Source organism: Martinezella sp. CNPSo 3957 (genome assembly GCF_057784395.1).
Genome location: NZ_JBXSOU010000001.1, coordinates 33900 through 50480 on the forward strand (window position 1 = coordinate 33900; position 16581 = coordinate 50480).

Genomic DNA, 16581 nt, shown 5'->3' on the forward strand with positions numbered 1-16581 from the left:
GCGGCTAGAAAGATAGCCGGCTTATTTCAGTAAGGTTTTCTCGTGCTGAACGATGTTGCCAAATAGTTGCAGCGCGCCGCTTGGTTGCTCATCTTTTCGCGCGAGATAAAGCGGCGCCACGAGATTGGCACCCGGGTCGAGCCTTAGATAGGCGATGCCGTTCGTCTCCAGCCGGGCGATCGATCCTGGAATGATGGAGATTCCGAGTCCAGCGGCGACTAAACTGAGCGTCGACAGCAACCGGGGAGCTTCATGCCGTATTTTCGGGCTGAAACCCGCGGCAAGGCAAGCCGCTATGATACTGTCGTATAGCCCCGGCCCGGAGGGACGGCGGTAAAGTATGAAGGCTTCGTCTGCGAGCTCCGACAATCGAACGTGGCGAGGCTCCTCTCTTTTCGCCGTCGCAAGGGGATGACGATCTAGAAGAGCGACCAGCATCTCTTCATCGAGAACTCGAGAAATCACAAGACCGCCCGACTGTGCAACGGGAGAGCGCACGAGCGCGACGTCGAGAAGGCCGGAATGCAGCATGGCGATCAGATCGGGTGTGCTGGCTTCCTCAAGCTTGAGCGCGACATCCGGCGATGTCTCGCCGAGCGAGCGGACGGCGGCGCTGACCAAGGGATGAAAGGCGGCCGAACTGGTAAAGCCGATGGCGAGGCTTCCCTCTTCTCCGCGGGCATTGCGCCTTGTCGCCTCTATCGCAAGATCGACATCGTGGAGAATGGTCCTTGCCCTCTCCACAAACGTCCGCCCCGCATCCGTCAGCTCGACGCCTCTCGGCAGGCGTTTGAAGAGCGCCGCACCGACGATGGCCTCCAGCTTGGCTATCTGCTGGCTGAGCGGCGGCTGCTGGATGCCGAGTCTTTCGGCAGCGCGGGTCATATGGCCCTCATCGGCAACGGTCATGGCATAACGGAGATGTCTAAGTTCGATCATGGCATATCTCAAACATATGGATGATGCTCTATCCATATATTGGACGCATGATCGGTAAAAGTCTATTTTGACGGTCTGTCCGACATAAACATACAGGCCACGATATGGATGCCATTTCTCATTCCAGTGCTGCTCAACGCGAAGGACCAACGGTCGCGGAGCTCTTTTTCGGCTTTTTCAGACTCGGCCTCATCGGGTTTGGTGGGGTCTTGCCGCTCGCACGCCGCATGGTGGTCGAGGATCGCAAATGGCTGACGGGGGAGGAGTTCACCGAACTGCTGGGGCTGTGTCAGTTCCTGCCCGGCGGCAATATCATCAATATGGCGGTTGCGCTCGGCTCGAAATTTCAGGGCGTGGCGGGTGCTTTTTCGGCTCTTCTTGGCCTGATTGTCGCGCCGACGGCAATCGTCATCGGTCTCGGCGTCATTTACGATCAGTTCAATAGCGATCCGCATATCCAGCATATGTTTGCAGGCCTTGCCGCAGCCGCGGCCGGTCTGCTCATCTCGATGGCCGTCAAGATCGTCCTGCCGCTGCGTCGCAGGCCAGTCACCTTGGTCATTGCCGCCATTTGCTTTGCTGCCATCGCCATTGCCGGGCTGCCCTTGCTGCCGACCATGCTGGTTCTGGCGCCGCTCAGCATCCTCGCCACCTGGAAGCTCGAAGCATGACCATGACCCTCGTTTCTCTTGCAATCATCTTCACCCAGCTTTCGCTGTTGGCCTTCGGCGGTGGCAATTCCATTCTTCCGGAGATGCATCGGCAGGTCGTCGACGTGCAGCATTGGATGACGGCGCAGCAATTCGGTGCGCTGTTCGCATTGGCGCAAGCGGCTCCCGGTCCAAACCTGATGGTCGTGCCCCTGGTCGGCTGGCACGTGGCCGGATGGGCGGGCATGCTCGTCACATCAGCTGCAAAGTTCGGGCCTTCTTCGGTCCTGACCTATCTGGTGCTTCATCTCTGGAACCGCTTCAAGGACAGGCCATGGCGACGGATCGTGCAGGCGGGATTGGTGCCGATGACCGCCGGGCTTGTCACCGCCAGCGCGGCTGTCATCACAGAGGCATCAACCCAGGGGTGGATTCTCGCGGCGATTGCCGCAGTGGGCGCACTTGTCCTTTCGACGACGCGCGTCCATCCGCTCATCGTTCTCGGCGTTGGCGCATTGATCGGCTTGAGCGGTGTCGGCCAGATGTGAGCCGGAGTGGTTCAGTATCAGGTCTGGGGCAGACACCCTTCTTGACCTTGGGACTCATTTTCACAAACGCCTGAAATCCTCTGTTTCAGGGAGGCCACCCTCAAAATAGGGCTATTGACGTCGATGATCATCGCGGCGCTCTTGCATTTGGAAACCAATATGCAAACAATCCATGTAATCATTCCACTGGGAAAGATTACCGGCGATAAAGCTGGTGAGGTCCTTTTGATCAGCTGGTGAGGCCCCCAGTGTCCTGCGATGGAAATGGAATACTCGATCCTCAGGCAATCGCCTCGCGCGAGTTCATGCATTTGCGTGAATTGTTTGATCGATCGTTCAAGGCCGCTCGTATCGGGGTATGGGAATGCAGTCTTCCCGACCAGACACTCAGCTGGACGGATATGGTCTACGAGCTCTTTGATCTTGCGCCGCAAACGCCGCTGACGAGGGATGAGATCCTTAAACTCTACACTCCCGAGGCTCGAAAGCGTCTCGATGAGGTGCGCGAGAAGGCAATTCGCACTGGCGAGGGTTTCAGCCTGGATGCTGAGATCATGACCGCAAGAGGCAATCGGCGATGGATCAGAATAACCGCCTGCGTCGAATTCGCGAACGGAGCTGCGACCAGAATTTTCGGGATGAAGCAGGATATCACCGCCGAGAAGACGATGGTCGAGCAGCTTCGTCAATTGGCCGAGTACGACATGCTCACCGGGTTGACGTCCCGCTCCAGATTTGAAACGTTTCTCAACGAAATATGCGCAGCCGAGGGCCGAACCGCCACAGCGCTCCTTCTCGTGGATCTCGACGGCTTCAAATCCGTGAACGATACTCTCGGACATCAGGCTGGGGATGATTGCCTCAAGGCGGCAGGCCGCCGACTTGCACGCGCGGTCCCCAAGGCCAATATGGTCGCGCGAATTGGCGGCGACGAGTTCGCCGTCATTCACGAATGCCTTTCGACTGAGGATCTCGCAAAAATCGCCGATCGCGTTGTCAGAGAATTGAACTGGACCGTCTCCACGCCGACGAAGACCATTCGCATCGCGACCTCCGTCGGCGCGGCGATAATCGTGCCCGGTCATTCTTCCAAGGACATATTCACCAAAGCGGATCGTGGTTTGTATGAAGTAAAATCGTCGGGAAAGAACGGCTTCCGGATCGCTCCATCTTCATGGTCCCGATGCGAGGCTGCTCTATAGAGTAAGCCCGCCACTCGGTCGCCAATCACGACATTGTGCCGTCGCCGCGTTTTCCTGGAAATGAACCTCACGTATTTGTGACAGCTTTCATGATTCCCGGGATATCTTTGCGACAAATCAGGACTAAAGTGTCGGCAGTCGCCCAATCTCTTGAAGGCGGCCCGACTTTTGGAAGAGAATCCCATGCAGCAACGTAAAAGCGTATCGGTCGAAGAGCTTCCCGAGAATACTGCACTTGCAATATATGAGCTGATCGGCGGCACGTTCCGCAACTATTCCGACGTCCTTTGCATTCGCATACCGGATGTAACCGATGACGGTACGTCCATGGGCGGCATTGAAATTACCATTCGCAAGACGGCTTCCGCTCCATCGCTGCGTGCGGCATCACACAGGTAATAGACATCTCTCCTCAATTGAATTCCGAGCGTGTTCTAGCGATGCGCTGTCCGCTTTCGTCAAACAGATGAACGGCCTCATCGGCAGGTGCGATGTGCAGCACATCGCCCGGTGCAGCTCTGATCCGTTCGCGAAAAACGCAGGTGACCGTCTGCGTCCAGCGCCGTGATACGTCAAAGCGACCCTTCCTCACGCCTCGGATCTTCGATTTTCTTGCATATTTTCACGCTTGTGTATCACGGACAAAGCTCTCGCAACTTATTTCTGCGCGCCTTGACGCCAAAACAAAGGTACCTAATCTAAATTCTCGCTGCGCGATCCGCTGGGAGGAGATGGGTGCGGGGCTGGCGACCCATTTGCGCTAATCTATTCTCTCCTCCGCCGCCAGTTGTCGATTTTCCGATAGGATCCGCCATGTCTCTTACTATTGCCCAACGCCTTGATCGCCTGAAAGTCCGCACTGCCGAGCTTGCGTATTGGCGTGACAGGCAAAGCCTCGCGATCGATGGTTGGACCTTCGATGGAGAGCCGATAGCGCATCATCAGGATTGGCCGCATCGCAACGGAACGGTTCGCTTCGCTGCCAAGGCAACGGCGCCGCAGGATTGGCCGCTCGAGCAGATCCGCCTGCAGCTCGACCTTGGCGGCGAGAGCCTGCTGACGCTGCGCTACCCTGATGGTGAAGCTGAGACCTTCGGCCTCGACCCCTATCACCAGGAGTTTCCGCTCAAGGGTCGCGACTTCCAGATCGCGACCGAGAGCGTCGCGCGTTTTCCGTTCGGGGAGCCGAATAGGGCGCCGAAGCTGAACAGGGCGCGCTTGATCTGGCTGGATGAGCCGGTCCACCGGCTGCATCTCTTGTTGCAGCAGATCGGCGAGGCTGCCGATATTCTTGACGGCCACGAAGTCGTGCCGCATCTGATCGATGCCGCCGAACGGGCGCTGCGCAGCCTCGATTGGCCCTCCGACACATCAGCCTATATCTCGCGCACCTCAGGCGCGGCAATGCAGCAGAAGATCTGGGAACTGCCGGAACTTCAGGACAATCCAGCCGGTCTTAGCGAAGCGCAGAGTGCTTCGGCAGCTGCTGCCTATGATGAATTGCTTGCGCAACTGAAAGAGCTTCAAAAGCGCTTCCCACAGAATGGCGAACTGCTGCTGACCGGCCATGCCCATATCGATCTGGCATGGCTTTGGCCCTATGGCGAAACGCGCCGCAAGATGCGCCGCACCTTCAACACTGCACTCTCGCTGATGGAGCGCTCCGACGACTTCCGCTTCAACCAATCGACCGCCCAATACTATGCGCAAATAGAGGAAGATGATCCGGAACTGCTCGAGCGGATCAAGAAGAAGGTGGCCGAAGGCAAGTGGGAGACGGTCGGCGGCATGTGGGTCGAGCCTGATACCAACATGCCGACGGGCGAGAGCCTTGTGCGTCAGGTTCTCTATGGCCAGCGCTATTTCGAAAAGTATTTCGGCCTGCGTCACAGCGTCTGCTGGCTGCCTGATTGTTTCGGCTTTTCCGGTGCCCTGCCGCAGATCCTGCGGCTTGGAGGCATCGACAGCTTCTTCACGATCAAGGTGAACTGGAGCGAAAGCAATCACATTCCGTCCGACCTGTTCTGGTGGAAGGGGCTCGATGGCAGCAAGGTGCTGACCCATACGTTCGATAACCCCATGCAAGGCTATAACGGCTTCGTGCAGCCGGATTGCTTCGTGCCGACATGGAAGAATTTCCGCGGCAAGACGCAGCATGACACCTCGCTGCTGGCCGTTGGCTATGGCGATGGTGGCGGCGGCGTCACGCCGGAAATGGTCGAGCGCGAAGTACAGTTGCGGGACTTCCCGGCGATCCCGAAGGCACGCTGGGGCACTGTGAAGGGCTATTACGAAAAGGCGCACCGCACCGCTAAGGAAAAGGAGCTTCCGGTCTGGGACGGGGAAATCTACCTCGAACTGCATCGCGCGACGCTGACGTCACAAAGCGGGGTCAAGCGCAAGCATCGCCAGGCCGAACGTGCCCTGATCACGGCGGAGACGCTGGCCTCGCTTGCCCATATGCTGGGCGCTGCCAAGCCCAAAAGCCTCGAGACGGATTGGCGCGTCGTTCTGAAGAACGAGTTTCACGATATCCTGCCTGGATCGAGCATTCGCGAGGTCTATGCCGATGCCGAGCGCGAGCTTGACGGCGTGATCGACAATGCCAAGGCGGAGCAAGTCAGGTCCCTGACGACGCTGTCGGCCCGTCTTCCAACCGGCGGGGTCACGGATGCGCTTGTCGTCGTCAACCCGTCGCTTTCGCCACGCCCGCTTACCGCAACGCTGTCGGATGGAACGATGCTGGCCTCGGCCGATTCCGTCGCACCTCTTTCCGTCGCGGTCTTCGATCGCAAGGCGATCAGGCCTGCCGGGCTTCTGAAAGCTGATACCCATCATCTCGAAAACGAGCATTTGTCTGTCATCATCGGCAAGGATGGAGCGGTATCAAGCCTTGTTCACAAGGCAACGGGGCGGGAGGCTCTCGAAGAGGCTGCCAACCAGCTCTGGGTCTATCCCGCCGACAAGCCGCGCAATTGGGATGCCTGGGACGTGGATGCCGACTATGCCGAGAAAGGCATCCGGCTCGATCGGCCGGAGAGCATCACTCTGGTCGAGGAGGGACCGCATCGCGCCGCGATCCGTGTCATCAATCGATACCGCAACTCGACCGTGACTCAGCTTTATGTTCTGACGGCCAATGCCCGCAGACTGGATATCGAAACGACCATCGACTGGCATGATCGGCGAACGCTGCTGAGAACCCTCAATCCGGTTGCCGTGCGGTCGCGCACCGCCACTTTCGAATGCGCCTTCGGCGTCGTCGAGAGGCAGACGCATACCAATACCTCCTGGGAGCAGGCGATGTTTGAGGCGGCGGCGCATCGGTTCGTCGATCTGAGCGAACCCGGCTTCGGCGTCGCCCTGCTCAATAGTGCCAAATACGGTCACAGCGCCCGCGGCAATGTCATCGGCATGAGCCTCGTGCGCTCGCCGATCTATCCCGATCCGCTGGCCGATGAAGGCGAGCAGAGCTTTACCTATGCGCTGATGCCGCATGAGGGCGCGTGGTATGACGGTGGTGTTCTAGCTGAGGCGATCGATCTCAACCAGCCGCTGGTCAGCGTGGAGGCAAGCGGTCTTTCGGCCGGCACCTTATCGCCGCTTGGCGTCGAAGGCGCACCAGTCGCCTTCTCCGGCCTGAAACCGGCCGAGGAAGGGGAGGGTCTTATCCTGCGGCTATACGAACCGGCCGGTCGGCGCGGCCGCCTGTCGCTGACCCTGCCGTCAGGATGGCAGGCTTCGGGGCCGCTGAACATCCTGGAGGAGCCGATCGAACGCACCGGCACTGCCGACATCATGCCGTTTGAAATCCGGACCTGGAAATTGCAGCGGGCCTGACGGCAAAGCTCGATTTTGTCGGGCCATAGCCTTTGCTCCGGAGAGCCGCCTTGTCAGCGGCTCTCCAATATCCGCATCAACCGGCCGCGATAGCTGTCGAGAATGACGGCCAGTACGATAACGGCGCCGATGACGATCGGCTTGATGTTGTCGTCGGCACCCAAGAGTTGCAGCCCCGTGGACAGCACCTGCAGAATGCAGGCTCCAACAAGCGTCCCGATGATCGATCCCTTGCCGCCTGAAAGGCTGGTTCCGCCGATGATAACGGCCGCGATCGCGTTCAATTCATAGCCGATGCCGGCGACAGGGCTGCCGACATTGAGGCGGAGCAGATAGACCATGGCCGCAATGCCGGCAGTCAGTCCGGAAATGGTGAAGACCGCAATCTTGTACTTCTTCGGTTCATGTCCCGATAGGCGGACGGCCTCCTCATTCGTCCCGATTGCGAAGACGAAACGTCCGAACACAGTATAGCGCAGCACGAACCAGCCGATGAGGACGACGACGATGGCGATCAGGAAGATCGATGGAAGGACGCCCCAGAAAATCAGATTACCGAAATCGACGAAGGGCTGCGGCAGGCCGGTGATGGTGGAGTTATCACTGACGACGCGGGCAAGGCCGCTTGCGACGTTAAGCATGCCGAGCGTGACGATGAAGGATGGAAGTTTCCATTTCTCGCAGATCCATCCGTTGATGGCACCGAGGATCGCGCCGGCCCCCATCGAGGCGAGCGATGCGAGAGCGATCGCCTGCCAGGGAGAAAACCTCGGGTCGATCATGATCGTCGCGCCGATGACTGTGCAAAGCGCCAGCAGCGATCCGACGGAAAGATCGATGCCGCCGGTGAGGATGACGAAGGTCATGCCGGCGGCAAGCACCGTATTGATGGCGATCTGCACGAAGATCTTCAGGAAGTTCTCCGGCGTCGCGAAATAGGGCGCCGTCAGCGAGAAGAAAATCAAAATCAGGACGAGGGCTATGGCGACACCGGCCTCTTTCATCGAGATCCGGATAAGCTTGTCCCAGACGCTGGCCTCTTTTGCCTCGGTCGCCTTTTCAATGTTTCCGGACACGACTGTACTCCTTGTAAGCGAGCGAGAGGATCCTGCTCTCGTCAAATTGGGCTCGGGAGATTTCCCCGGCTATCTTGCCGTCCGAGAAGACGATGATGCGATGGCAAATGCTCATGAGTTCCGGCAGATCCGAAGACACGACGAGGACGCCTTTTCCCTCGGCGGCAAACTTCCACAGAAGCTCGTAGATTTCCGCCTTGGCGCCGACATCGATGCCTCGGGTCGGCTCGTCGAAGATCAGCACCTTGGGGCCGCGAAACAGCCATTTGGCGATGACGACCTTCTGCTGGTTGCCGCCGGAAAATGTCCTGACGGCCTGATGGATGGACGGTGTCTTTATTCGCAATTCACGCACGAGACGCTGTGAGGACTCGTCTTCCGCCTTGCGCAAAATCAATCCGTTGCGGGAGACCTTGGCGAGATTGGTAATGGTGGTGTTTTGCGCGCAGCTCATGTCGAGCATGAGCCCTTGTACCTTGCGATCTTCTGTCGCCAGGCACAGCCCGGCGGTAACGGCGTCCTTGGGCGAGGTAATCTCGACCGGCTGGCCATCTATGCGGATTTCGCCTGCAGCCTTGGCGTCGGCGCCGAATATGGCTCGAACAGCCTCGGTGCGGCCGCTGCCGACAAGCCCGGCAATGCCGACGATTTCTCCCTTGGCAACGGAAAATGACAGTTCCGGGCTGTGGCTCGTCACTTTGAGACCGGAGACGCCAAGCGCCTCGCCGGAGATGGTACTGTCGCCGCGGAGGGCGTCGTGCTGCGCAAGTTCGCGCCCGACCATGAGTTCGACGATTTTCGGAATTCCGAGCCCTTCGAGCGGCCGCGTGATCACATGCTGCCCGTCGCGCAGGATGGTGACGTCATCGCCCACCTCGAAGATCTCTTCGAGCCTGTGCGATATATAGAGCGTGGTAACGCCCCGCGCCTTCAGCCGCTTGAGAATCTCAAAGAGCCGATCAACTTCCTTGGAGGTTAGGGTTGCCGTCGGTTCATCAAGAACCAGAAGCTTGCTTTCGTTGGAGAGCGCCTTGGCGATCTCGAGCAACTGAAGCTGGGCGACGCTCAAGCTGCTGGCAAGCGTCGTCGGCGCCACGCCGAGGCCGACTTCTGCCAGCAGCTCCGCCGCCCTGGTGTTCATTTGCCTATAGTTTACCAAGCCGTATCGGCGCGGCAGATGCTCAAAAAGCAAGTTTTCGGCGACGGTAAGATTGGAAAGCGGATGTAGCTCCTGGTGAATGACCCGGATGCCCGCCTTGAACGCCTCGAGCGGAGAGGACGGATGATAGGCTTTGCCGTCAAACAGGATGTGGCCATCATCCGGCTTGAAGACGCCGCCAAGCAGATTGATCAGCGTCGATTTGCCGGCACCGTTTTCACCAAGAAGAATGTGACCCTTGCCGCGACTGATCTCTATTGAGACATCCTTCAGTGCCACAACGCCCGGGAAGCGCTTGCCTATTCCTTCCAGCTTCAGGATGACATCATCTACTGTCTCTGGCACGTCCACCTCATCAGCGTTTCCATTTCGAATTGGAGATAACGATCTTCCTCGCGCCGCCTTCCACTGGAGCTAACGCCTCACGCTAAACGGCCGGTCAGAATATCGATCGAAAAGCGGATGCGCCGGCGAATGCCGACGCATCCCTGCCCGCAAGGCGGGTTTATCGACTATTTGAGGTCCTTGGCGGTGACGAGCGTCACGTCGGTCTTCACCCAGCCAGTGAATTTTTCGCCGGCATATTCGCGAAGGCCGTACTTGATGCCCATGGCTGCCATTTCCGCGCCGTACTGTTCGACGCTGGCAAGCATCTTGCCGTCCTTGATCAAGGGCTTGACGGAAGGGATGTTATCGAAGCCGACAACCTTGATCTTACCTGCCTGGCCGGATGCATCGAGCGCCTTGACGACACCGAGGGCCATGGAGTCGTTTGCAGCCATGACGCCTTGAATATCCTTATATTTCGTCAGGAAATTCGTCATGACGGTATTGGCTTCTTCGGTTTCCCAATGTGCGGTCTTGCTGTCGAGAAGCTCGAGCTTACCGTTCTTGATGGAATCCATGAAGCCTGCCTTGCGCTCCTTGGCGTTGTCGGCCTCGGGATTGCCTTCCAGGATCACAACCTTTGCGCCGGGTCCAAGATCCTTAGCGAGCGCATCACCGGCAAGCTTGGCGCCGGCAGCGTTGTCAGGGCCGAAGAAGGCGAGATCGATACCGGCGGCCTTCTTGGCGTCGGCATCGAGCGGCACGTCGATATTGATAACTTTCACGCCAGCTTTCACCGCCTTTGCAAGCGGCGTGGCCATGGCCTTGGAATCGGCCGGTGCGACGACGATGATGTCGTACTTCTGCGTCACGAAATTCTCGACGGCGTCGACCTGCGAGGCAAAGTCACGTTCGTCCTTCATGCCGACGGCCTTGAAGTCGAACTTGTCCTTGTTTTCAGCGGCGTACTTGTCCGCGCCGGCCTTCATCTGCTTGAAGAACTCGTTGGACAGGGATTTCATGATCAGCCCGACCTTGGGCTTGCCGGCAGCAAAGGCAGGCGACACGCCGCAGGACAGCGCAAGCACCAGAGTGCCGGCAAGTCCGAGTTTCAGCGCAGAGCGCCGCGGCGTGTTGATGAAGGCGGTGTCGCGCTTGGTAGAATTGGACATTTTCTCTCCTCCTGAACGGTTCTTGGCTCAGCTCCACCTGAGTTGTCCACGACAATGAACCGGTTCCACGCATATTGGGTAGCATGCCGCTAAGAATTGTCAAGGCGCTATCGAAATCGGCTCAACTTGGCTGAAATTTCAACTTTACCAACGCCGGAAGAAAGATATGATGAACCGTTTCCATGTGAGTATCGCATTTATCCGCGCAATGGAGAATCGGCTTGCCTTGAAGCCTTTGACTAAGACGGCGGAGACCATTAGCTGAGAGCCCGAATCAGGCGCCTCGGAAGGTGAGATGAAGGGATATCGGTATCCATATGCCAAAGGTCGGAATTCGAGACGTTGCCAAGCTGGCGGGGGTTTCCACCGGGACCGTTTCAAGGGTTTTGAATGATCATCCTTCCGTGACGGAGGAATTGAGGGCGCGGGTCAGGGGTATTATCGAGCAGCTCGGCTATATGCCAGACCCATCTGCCAGAAGCATGCGCAGCAAGGTCAGCCGTCTCATCGGCATCGTCATTCCCGACCTGACCAACCCCTTCTTTTCGGAACTTGTGCAATCCGCAGAGCAGGCGGCGGCAAGGCATGGCTATAACATCATCGTCATGACCTCCTTCGATCATCCAGCCAAGGAGGCGGATCGTATCGGCCAGCTGACAAGCCGGAAGGTGGATGGCATCATCCTTGTTCCGAGCAATGATTTCCATACGCTCAAACTGCCGAAGGGGCTGCCGATCGTCATCGTCGACCGCCTCCTGCCGGGCTACTCCGGCATCGCCGCCGATCATCGAAGCGGCGTGCGTCTCGGAGTCGAGCATCTCGTGAAGCTCGGCCATCGCCGTATTGGTTTCATTTCAGGTCCGAAGGACTCGGTTCCCGCGAACGATCGTCTCAAGGGCTATCTCGATGCAATGGAGCTGGTCGGCGATGGCGAGGAGAGTGCGACGCCGCTGATCGCAGAAGCCGCTTTCGACTATGAAAGCGGACGGTCTGCCGGAAACTATCTTCTCGCACGCGCGCGCCACGAGCGCCCAACCGCCATATTCGCCAGCTCCGACCAACAGGCGATCGGCTGCATGAGGGCAGCTCACGATTTGGGAATTCCAATCCCGGCTGCCCTTTCCATCGTCGGCTTTGATGGTATTCCGCTTGCAAGCATGACAATCCCACGTCTGACCACCGTCAAGCAGCCAATTCAGGACATAGCGGCTGCGGCGGTCGCTGTTTTATTGAGCAAGCAGGGTGCCCCCGAGCTCGGCAAACCACTCTTGTTGCCCTGCGAGATTTCCGAGGGGGAAACAACCTCTTCACCACAGCCGGATTGAAAGCGGGTGATGTCGGTGACCTAGCAGCCGCTACACCGCATATCGACTGCATATATTGCTCGCCACATGTATCTGTAGCAATATCCGAACTACTGCCATCGGAACTGCCATGCCGACATGTCGCTTTATACCGCTCAAATACCGAGCGTATTAAGCCAGTCGCCGAAGGTGGATGTCTCCGTCATCTGCGGTAGATGATCGACTTTGCATTCGCCTGTATGCCTGCGGACTTCGCTTGGGCTATAGCCGAATTCGTGTGTGAAGGCCCGGCTGAAGTTAGCTGCTGATTCAAAGCCGAGATTGCCGGCTATATCTGCAATTTTCTGACCGTTGCTCAAGTCGGCAAGTGCCGCGCGTGCAGCCAGAAGTCTTCGTCTTCTCACATAGTTCAAAACACCACCCGATGTCTGGAACAGCCCATAAAGCCTGGTTCGGGAGATTGCCAATTCACGGCTCAATGCTTCAGGGGTTAGATCCGCCGATCCGAGATTGTTCTGAATAAAGCGACGAGCTTTTGTCATAAGGCCGATCTCGGAGCTGCGATCGCCGGTCGTGTGGCCGTTCACCAACGGTGCGACACTATGAAATATCATTTCCTGCAGTTGGTTTCGTACACTATGCAGGTCGTCTTTTGTCAAACGGTCGAGGTTTGCTTCAAGAAAAGCAATGTAGTCAGCCAGCAACTTGACGCGCTCACCCCCCAGGACGATGTTGTTGCTTGCTCCAGGCAATCCGCCGTGATCGGCAAACAGATCGCAAGGCAGGATGAGGGAGACAGATTGCGCGCTTATGGTGCGGCCGTAAAACGGGCAGCCAAGTGCCCGGATTTCCATCATGCCGGGCTCGTTTTCGACCACATGTCCGTTGACGCTGGTCCATGTTCTGCCCGTGCGCAGAAAGGTGATCTGCCAATGATCTATGGCGCTGAAGCGTACTTTTTCTGCAGGGCGCTCATAACGGAAGGCCGGCGTTTGCTGCTGAACGAGAAGTGCCCCTTCCAGATTCCATACGGTTTGGCTCGCAGCAAAGCCATCGGCGGCCTCGGCGCTTTCGGGAAGATAAGCATCGATCAAGGGCGCCATATGCTTCCGCCAAGCCAGGAATTGCCGGTTGGGAGCCTCATTGGACGTGGAAAACGGCAGCGACACGAGTACCGGCAGGTCTGTGGCGTTGCCGCAAAGGGGAGCTTCGGAAATGCGGGGCCAGCGACGCCTGTCGACAAGGGTCGGTTGTTCGGAGCTAGTCTCCGTTTTATCCCAAATCATCGTAATAGCCTTTCGACGAAGCATTCCAACTCGACTGGCGATCGCCGCATTGTTCTGGCAACGGGCGGATGAAAGGGAGTGATGGACGGCCAAAATAGATCGCGCGGGGATAGTATAAATCTTGCATATCTAAGATATTCCCCCTTCGTCGCAAAACAGCCCGAATTCCAGTCCATCCGAGCGTCCGCCGGTTGGCGGACTGAAAGGACGTGATTGGATCACGTCTTGAGAAAATGATTCTGCCCTGCGATGCGCCTTGGCCAGCGAACCAAAGAAGTCTGTGGATGTCTGAGTCAAGGCTCTGTGCATCCACCGAATATCGCGCCAAGCTATATTCATTGCAGGCAGCATTGTTGCAGTTCCCCGCCGGAAGGCTGTAGGGAAATTAAGCAGATTTCGTTAATATTTTCAAGATATTTATAGAAGTTGCTTAAATATTTTCAGCTGAAATACACGAGTGAAACTTGCAAAGGAGAGTAAACTTATGAGTTTTTGGAAGAACTCTTATAATCTGACTACTGGCAATCGAAAAATTGCTATTTCCGTGCCTGTAATACTTGCGATTGCATTTTCGGCAGGAATGGCTGTAAACGCTAATGCGGCCGAGAACCTGCATGTAAAAAATAAGACGGTTCAGCTATATATGAAGAAGTATCAAAAGAACGACGTCGTCTTCTACAGTGGAAGATCGCTTGCCAAGACTACTTCGATGTCCGCTGAGGACTACTTCAAGGGCGCTCCCTATATCTGTACGCCAAGCGGATTTGGAAGAACGTCGCATTGCTACAATCGCGGCGCGTTCTAAGCTGAGCCAGCGACTGTCGCGCTGTGCGCGCGGCAAAGAATAGGGGCATTCTCCGGATGGCGGTTCTACGGAACAAGTGGGGACGCGTGCCGCCCGCTATCCAAGAAAAAGCCCCTATGTGAGTATTCGACTTCAACCGGGCAGATGACTGCGAACATAATCGCCCCGTCGTAGTTTCAGAACTTCGTCATCATGTTTGATCGGATTATGACGGAACACATACCATTTTCCGCCTGATGCTCGTTTCTGATAGATGATCCCAGCCTTCTCGCGATGCAGGAAGCAGGACACATTGGATGCTGCACTTTTCTTGCTGTGCCAGACAGCGCTCATGCAGAGTCTACCGCGATCGGTCGCATACCAGGTGCCCTTTGCATAGGATTTTCGAGCGCCCGTGTGCGACCAGGCCGTGAATCGGCGGTGATGGCGGGAGAAGAAGCCGGCCCCGTCTTTCCATATCCAGGAGCGTCCTGCGTAGAGCTTTTTGAGCTCCTTCGCACTCATCGGCATGGCTTGATGGGCCGCGTGCGCCGTCATTCGATCGATATGACGATGCGTCGCCGCGTTCGCGGTACCGACCAGCAGCATCGCGAACATGGTATTCAGGATGATGAAACGGAACCAGCACATATGTTTCTCCTCCACCTTTCATCATCGCGGTCAGTTCAGCAGGGGCGGTGTGGCGACTCGCCAGTCCGGCCTGCCCAGACCGTCCGGCCAGGGGTAGACTTCACGATCGTTGAAATAGACCACCGATTGCAGGTCGGGGAATTCGGAGTGCGGCTTGTTGGCTTCCTCGGCCCATGCGTGAACGTAGGCCTCGTTGCCCTGGTAGCCCAATTCCGCGATCACGATCGGCTTCTTGAAGCGTTTCACACGGTCATAGCCGGGTTTGGTCGCTTCCACGAAGGTCGAATCCCGCCCGAGCTTGCGTAGATCGAATGGTTGGTAACCGAACACCGACAATCCGACGACGTCGACGAATGAATCACCGGGATAGTAGGCCTCGAGCCCATCCTTGCCCATCGGCGACCACATGTACTTTGCCGTGGGAAGGCTCTTGCGGCAGACATTGATCGCGTGCCTATAGGCTTTCACATAGTCGTCCGCCTTCCAATAGGCCCAGGTGAACTGTCCGTTCTTCTCGTCCATTTCATGAGCCCAGCGAATGGTGACGGGCGCCTTGAGCTTGGCGGCCGCGGAGCAGATCGCTGTCATGTTGGAATCGTAGTGACCCGCCAGAATTCCACTGAGAAGATCGGTTGGCGTGACCCGCCAGTTGCGGGCCCATGACCACGGCTCGATCGTGATCAGCAGCGAGCGCCCGCGCTTGCGGGCATATTCGTCTGCCGTGCTCAGCGTCGACAGATCGACATCTTCCCAAGGCAGGAAGAGGTGCTCGATCTTTGGACTGGGGTCATTGGAGAAATCCCCGTTGGGATCATAGGCACCCCCCGGTAGCGATTGGGGAGTGATAATCGGCCTCTTGTCATTGAAGAGCGGCCGGGTCTCGGCCCTTGCATCCAAGCCGTTGTTGGCAGCATATATGCCCCCGCAGAGGGCGCCAGCCGCAAGCAAAGCCGTCGTTAGTTTCGATAGGGTTTTCATCGCATTGCCTCCTTCCTCTATTCGGTCTTGCGGACGGTTAAAGAGGTCTTCAAGGCCTCCAGTCGTTGTGAGACCAGATCATCTTCGATGAGGTTTGTTGCCTCATCGGTTTTCTCGGTAATGGGATGGCGAAACACAATCCATGCTCCGCCAGTCTCGCGTTTCTGATAGATCGTTCCATCGAAGATGCGATGGACGAAGCAGGTCTTGGCCGGAAACTGGCCGTTTGCGGCATGCCAGGTTGCCTCCAGACACAGCCGGCCGGTGTCTGTTATAGCCCAGCGGCCTTCAGCCCAGGATTGTCCACCGGTTCCGTCGACCCAGGCTGAGAACCGACGGTCGGTATTCTGCATTCGGCCGGCGCCATCGGGCCAGCGCCAGCTCTTGTCGTGATAGAGCATGTAGAGTTCAGCCGCTGTCATGGGCCTTGCGCCGTCCGGCACCTTGGTGGTGGTCGCGGCTACGGCCGCATTGCTCGCCGTCGCAAGCCCGAGAACAATCGCGCATGCCAGCGATGCTGCGGGGAGGAGGGAGGTCTGCTTCCTTGATGGTTTCATATTATTTCTCCCGTGTTCGTGATTGGCGAGCCTTGGCGCTGCTGCCCTCAAGGCTCGCTGCCGGTTTCGCCGCCTGGCAATGTCTCGCAGGTTACCTTGCGTGCTTGC

The 16581-nt window shown here is 57.5% G+C and carries 15 protein-coding genes and 1 pseudogene; 7 read left to right on the forward strand and 9 right to left on the reverse strand.

Features of this window, described 5'->3' with window-relative positions; all coding sequences use genetic code 11:
• Nucleotides 1-21 precede the first annotated feature (21 nt).
• Nucleotides 22-939 (reverse strand): LysR family transcriptional regulator, encoded by a 918-nt coding sequence (locus tag AC13QE_RS00145; protein WP_488482069.1) that lies wholly within the window; start codon nucleotides 937-939, stop codon nucleotides 22-24.
• 104 nt (nucleotides 940-1043) lie between these two features.
• Between AC13QE_RS00145 and AC13QE_RS00150 the strand changes: the two genes are divergently transcribed.
• The 4 genes from AC13QE_RS00150 to AC13QE_RS00165 all read left to right on the forward strand — a co-directional run bounded on the left by AC13QE_RS00150 (nucleotide 1044) and on the right by AC13QE_RS00165 (nucleotide 3738).
• Nucleotides 1044-1610 (forward strand): chromate transporter, encoded by a 567-nt coding sequence (locus tag AC13QE_RS00150; protein WP_488482070.1) that lies wholly within the window; start codon nucleotides 1044-1046, stop codon nucleotides 1608-1610.
• A complete protein-coding gene (locus tag AC13QE_RS00155) occupies nucleotides 1607-2137 on the forward strand; it encodes a chromate transporter (RefSeq protein WP_488482071.1) in 531 nt (176 codons plus the stop codon). Before AC13QE_RS00150 ends, AC13QE_RS00155 begins: the two co-directional genes overlap by 4 nt.
• Nucleotides 2138-2538: 401 nt before the next feature.
• Entirely contained in the window at nucleotides 2539-3339 is an 801-nt protein-coding gene (locus AC13QE_RS00160; protein ID WP_488482848.1) for a GGDEF domain-containing protein, read from the forward strand.
• Nucleotides 3340-3522: 183 nt separating this feature from the next.
• Nucleotides 3523-3738, forward strand: a complete 216-nt coding sequence (locus AC13QE_RS00165) for a hypothetical protein (protein ID WP_132720364.1) — start codon at nucleotides 3523-3525, stop codon at nucleotides 3736-3738.
• Between the two features lie 13 nt (nucleotides 3739-3751).
• On the opposite strand, the pseudogene AC13QE_RS00170 reads toward AC13QE_RS00165, so the two are convergent.
• Nucleotides 3752-3910, reverse strand: a pseudogene (locus AC13QE_RS00170) (sugar ABC transporter ATP-binding protein); the annotation flags it as partial.
• Between the two features lie 242 nt (nucleotides 3911-4152).
• Between AC13QE_RS00170 and AC13QE_RS00175 the strand changes: the two are divergent.
• A complete protein-coding gene (locus AC13QE_RS00175) occupies nucleotides 4153-7179 on the forward strand; it encodes an alpha-mannosidase (protein WP_488482072.1) in 3027 nt (1008 codons plus the stop codon).
• A 53-nt stretch (nucleotides 7180-7232) separates the two neighbouring features.
• Here the strand turns inward: AC13QE_RS00175 and AC13QE_RS00180 are convergent, their stop codons facing one another.
• From AC13QE_RS00180 to AC13QE_RS00190, 3 genes are all read right to left on the reverse strand, one after another.
• On the reverse strand, nucleotides 7233-8255 hold the full coding sequence (locus AC13QE_RS00180) for an ABC transporter permease (RefSeq protein ID WP_112411066.1): 1023 nt from the start codon (nucleotides 8253-8255) through the stop codon (nucleotides 7233-7235).
• Nucleotides 8239-9765 (reverse strand): sugar ABC transporter ATP-binding protein, encoded by a 1527-nt coding sequence (locus AC13QE_RS00185; protein ID WP_488482073.1) that lies wholly within the window; start codon nucleotides 9763-9765, stop codon nucleotides 8239-8241. Before AC13QE_RS00185 ends, AC13QE_RS00180 begins: the two co-directional genes overlap by 17 nt.
• A gap of 161 nt (nucleotides 9766-9926) precedes the next feature.
• Nucleotides 9927-10913 (reverse strand): substrate-binding domain-containing protein, encoded by a 987-nt coding sequence (locus AC13QE_RS00190; RefSeq protein ID WP_488482074.1) that lies wholly within the window; start codon nucleotides 10911-10913, stop codon nucleotides 9927-9929.
• A 317-nt stretch (nucleotides 10914-11230) separates the two neighbouring features.
• Here AC13QE_RS00190 and AC13QE_RS00195 point away from each other — a divergent pair, with 317 nt between their 5' ends.
• On the forward strand, nucleotides 11231-12238 hold the full coding sequence (locus tag AC13QE_RS00195) for a LacI family DNA-binding transcriptional regulator (protein ID WP_488482075.1): 1008 nt from the start codon (nucleotides 11231-11233) through the stop codon (nucleotides 12236-12238).
• 134 nt (nucleotides 12239-12372) lie between these two features.
• Here the strand turns inward: AC13QE_RS00195 and AC13QE_RS00200 are convergent, their stop codons facing one another.
• Nucleotides 12373-13503 (reverse strand): helix-turn-helix domain-containing protein, encoded by a 1131-nt coding sequence (locus tag AC13QE_RS00200; protein ID WP_488482076.1) that lies wholly within the window; start codon nucleotides 13501-13503, stop codon nucleotides 12373-12375.
• Nucleotides 13504-13987: 484 nt separating this feature from the next.
• Between AC13QE_RS00200 and AC13QE_RS00205 the strand changes: the two genes are divergently transcribed.
• Nucleotides 13988-14308 carry a hypothetical protein gene (locus tag AC13QE_RS00205; protein WP_488482077.1) on the forward strand — a complete coding sequence of 107 codons (321 nt, stop codon included), beginning with the start codon at nucleotides 13988-13990 and terminating at the stop codon, nucleotides 14306-14308.
• A 132-nt stretch (nucleotides 14309-14440) separates the two neighbouring features.
• Here the strand turns inward: AC13QE_RS00205 and AC13QE_RS00210 are convergent, their stop codons facing one another.
• From AC13QE_RS00210 to AC13QE_RS00220, 3 genes are read right to left on the reverse strand one after another with little or no spacing between them, the layout of a single operon-like run.
• Nucleotides 14441-14953 carry a DUF995 domain-containing protein gene (locus AC13QE_RS00210; protein WP_488482078.1) on the reverse strand — a complete coding sequence of 171 codons (513 nt, stop codon included), beginning with the start codon at nucleotides 14951-14953 and terminating at the stop codon, nucleotides 14441-14443.
• Between the two features lie 15 nt (nucleotides 14954-14968).
• Entirely contained in the window at nucleotides 14969-15916 is a 948-nt protein-coding gene (locus tag AC13QE_RS00215; RefSeq protein WP_488482079.1) for a glycoside hydrolase family 26 protein, read from the reverse strand.
• Between the two features lie 17 nt (nucleotides 15917-15933).
• Nucleotides 15934-16473 carry a DUF995 domain-containing protein gene (locus AC13QE_RS00220; protein WP_488482080.1) on the reverse strand — a complete coding sequence of 180 codons (540 nt, stop codon included), beginning with the start codon at nucleotides 16471-16473 and terminating at the stop codon, nucleotides 15934-15936.
• Nucleotides 16474-16581: the final 108 nt, after the last annotated feature.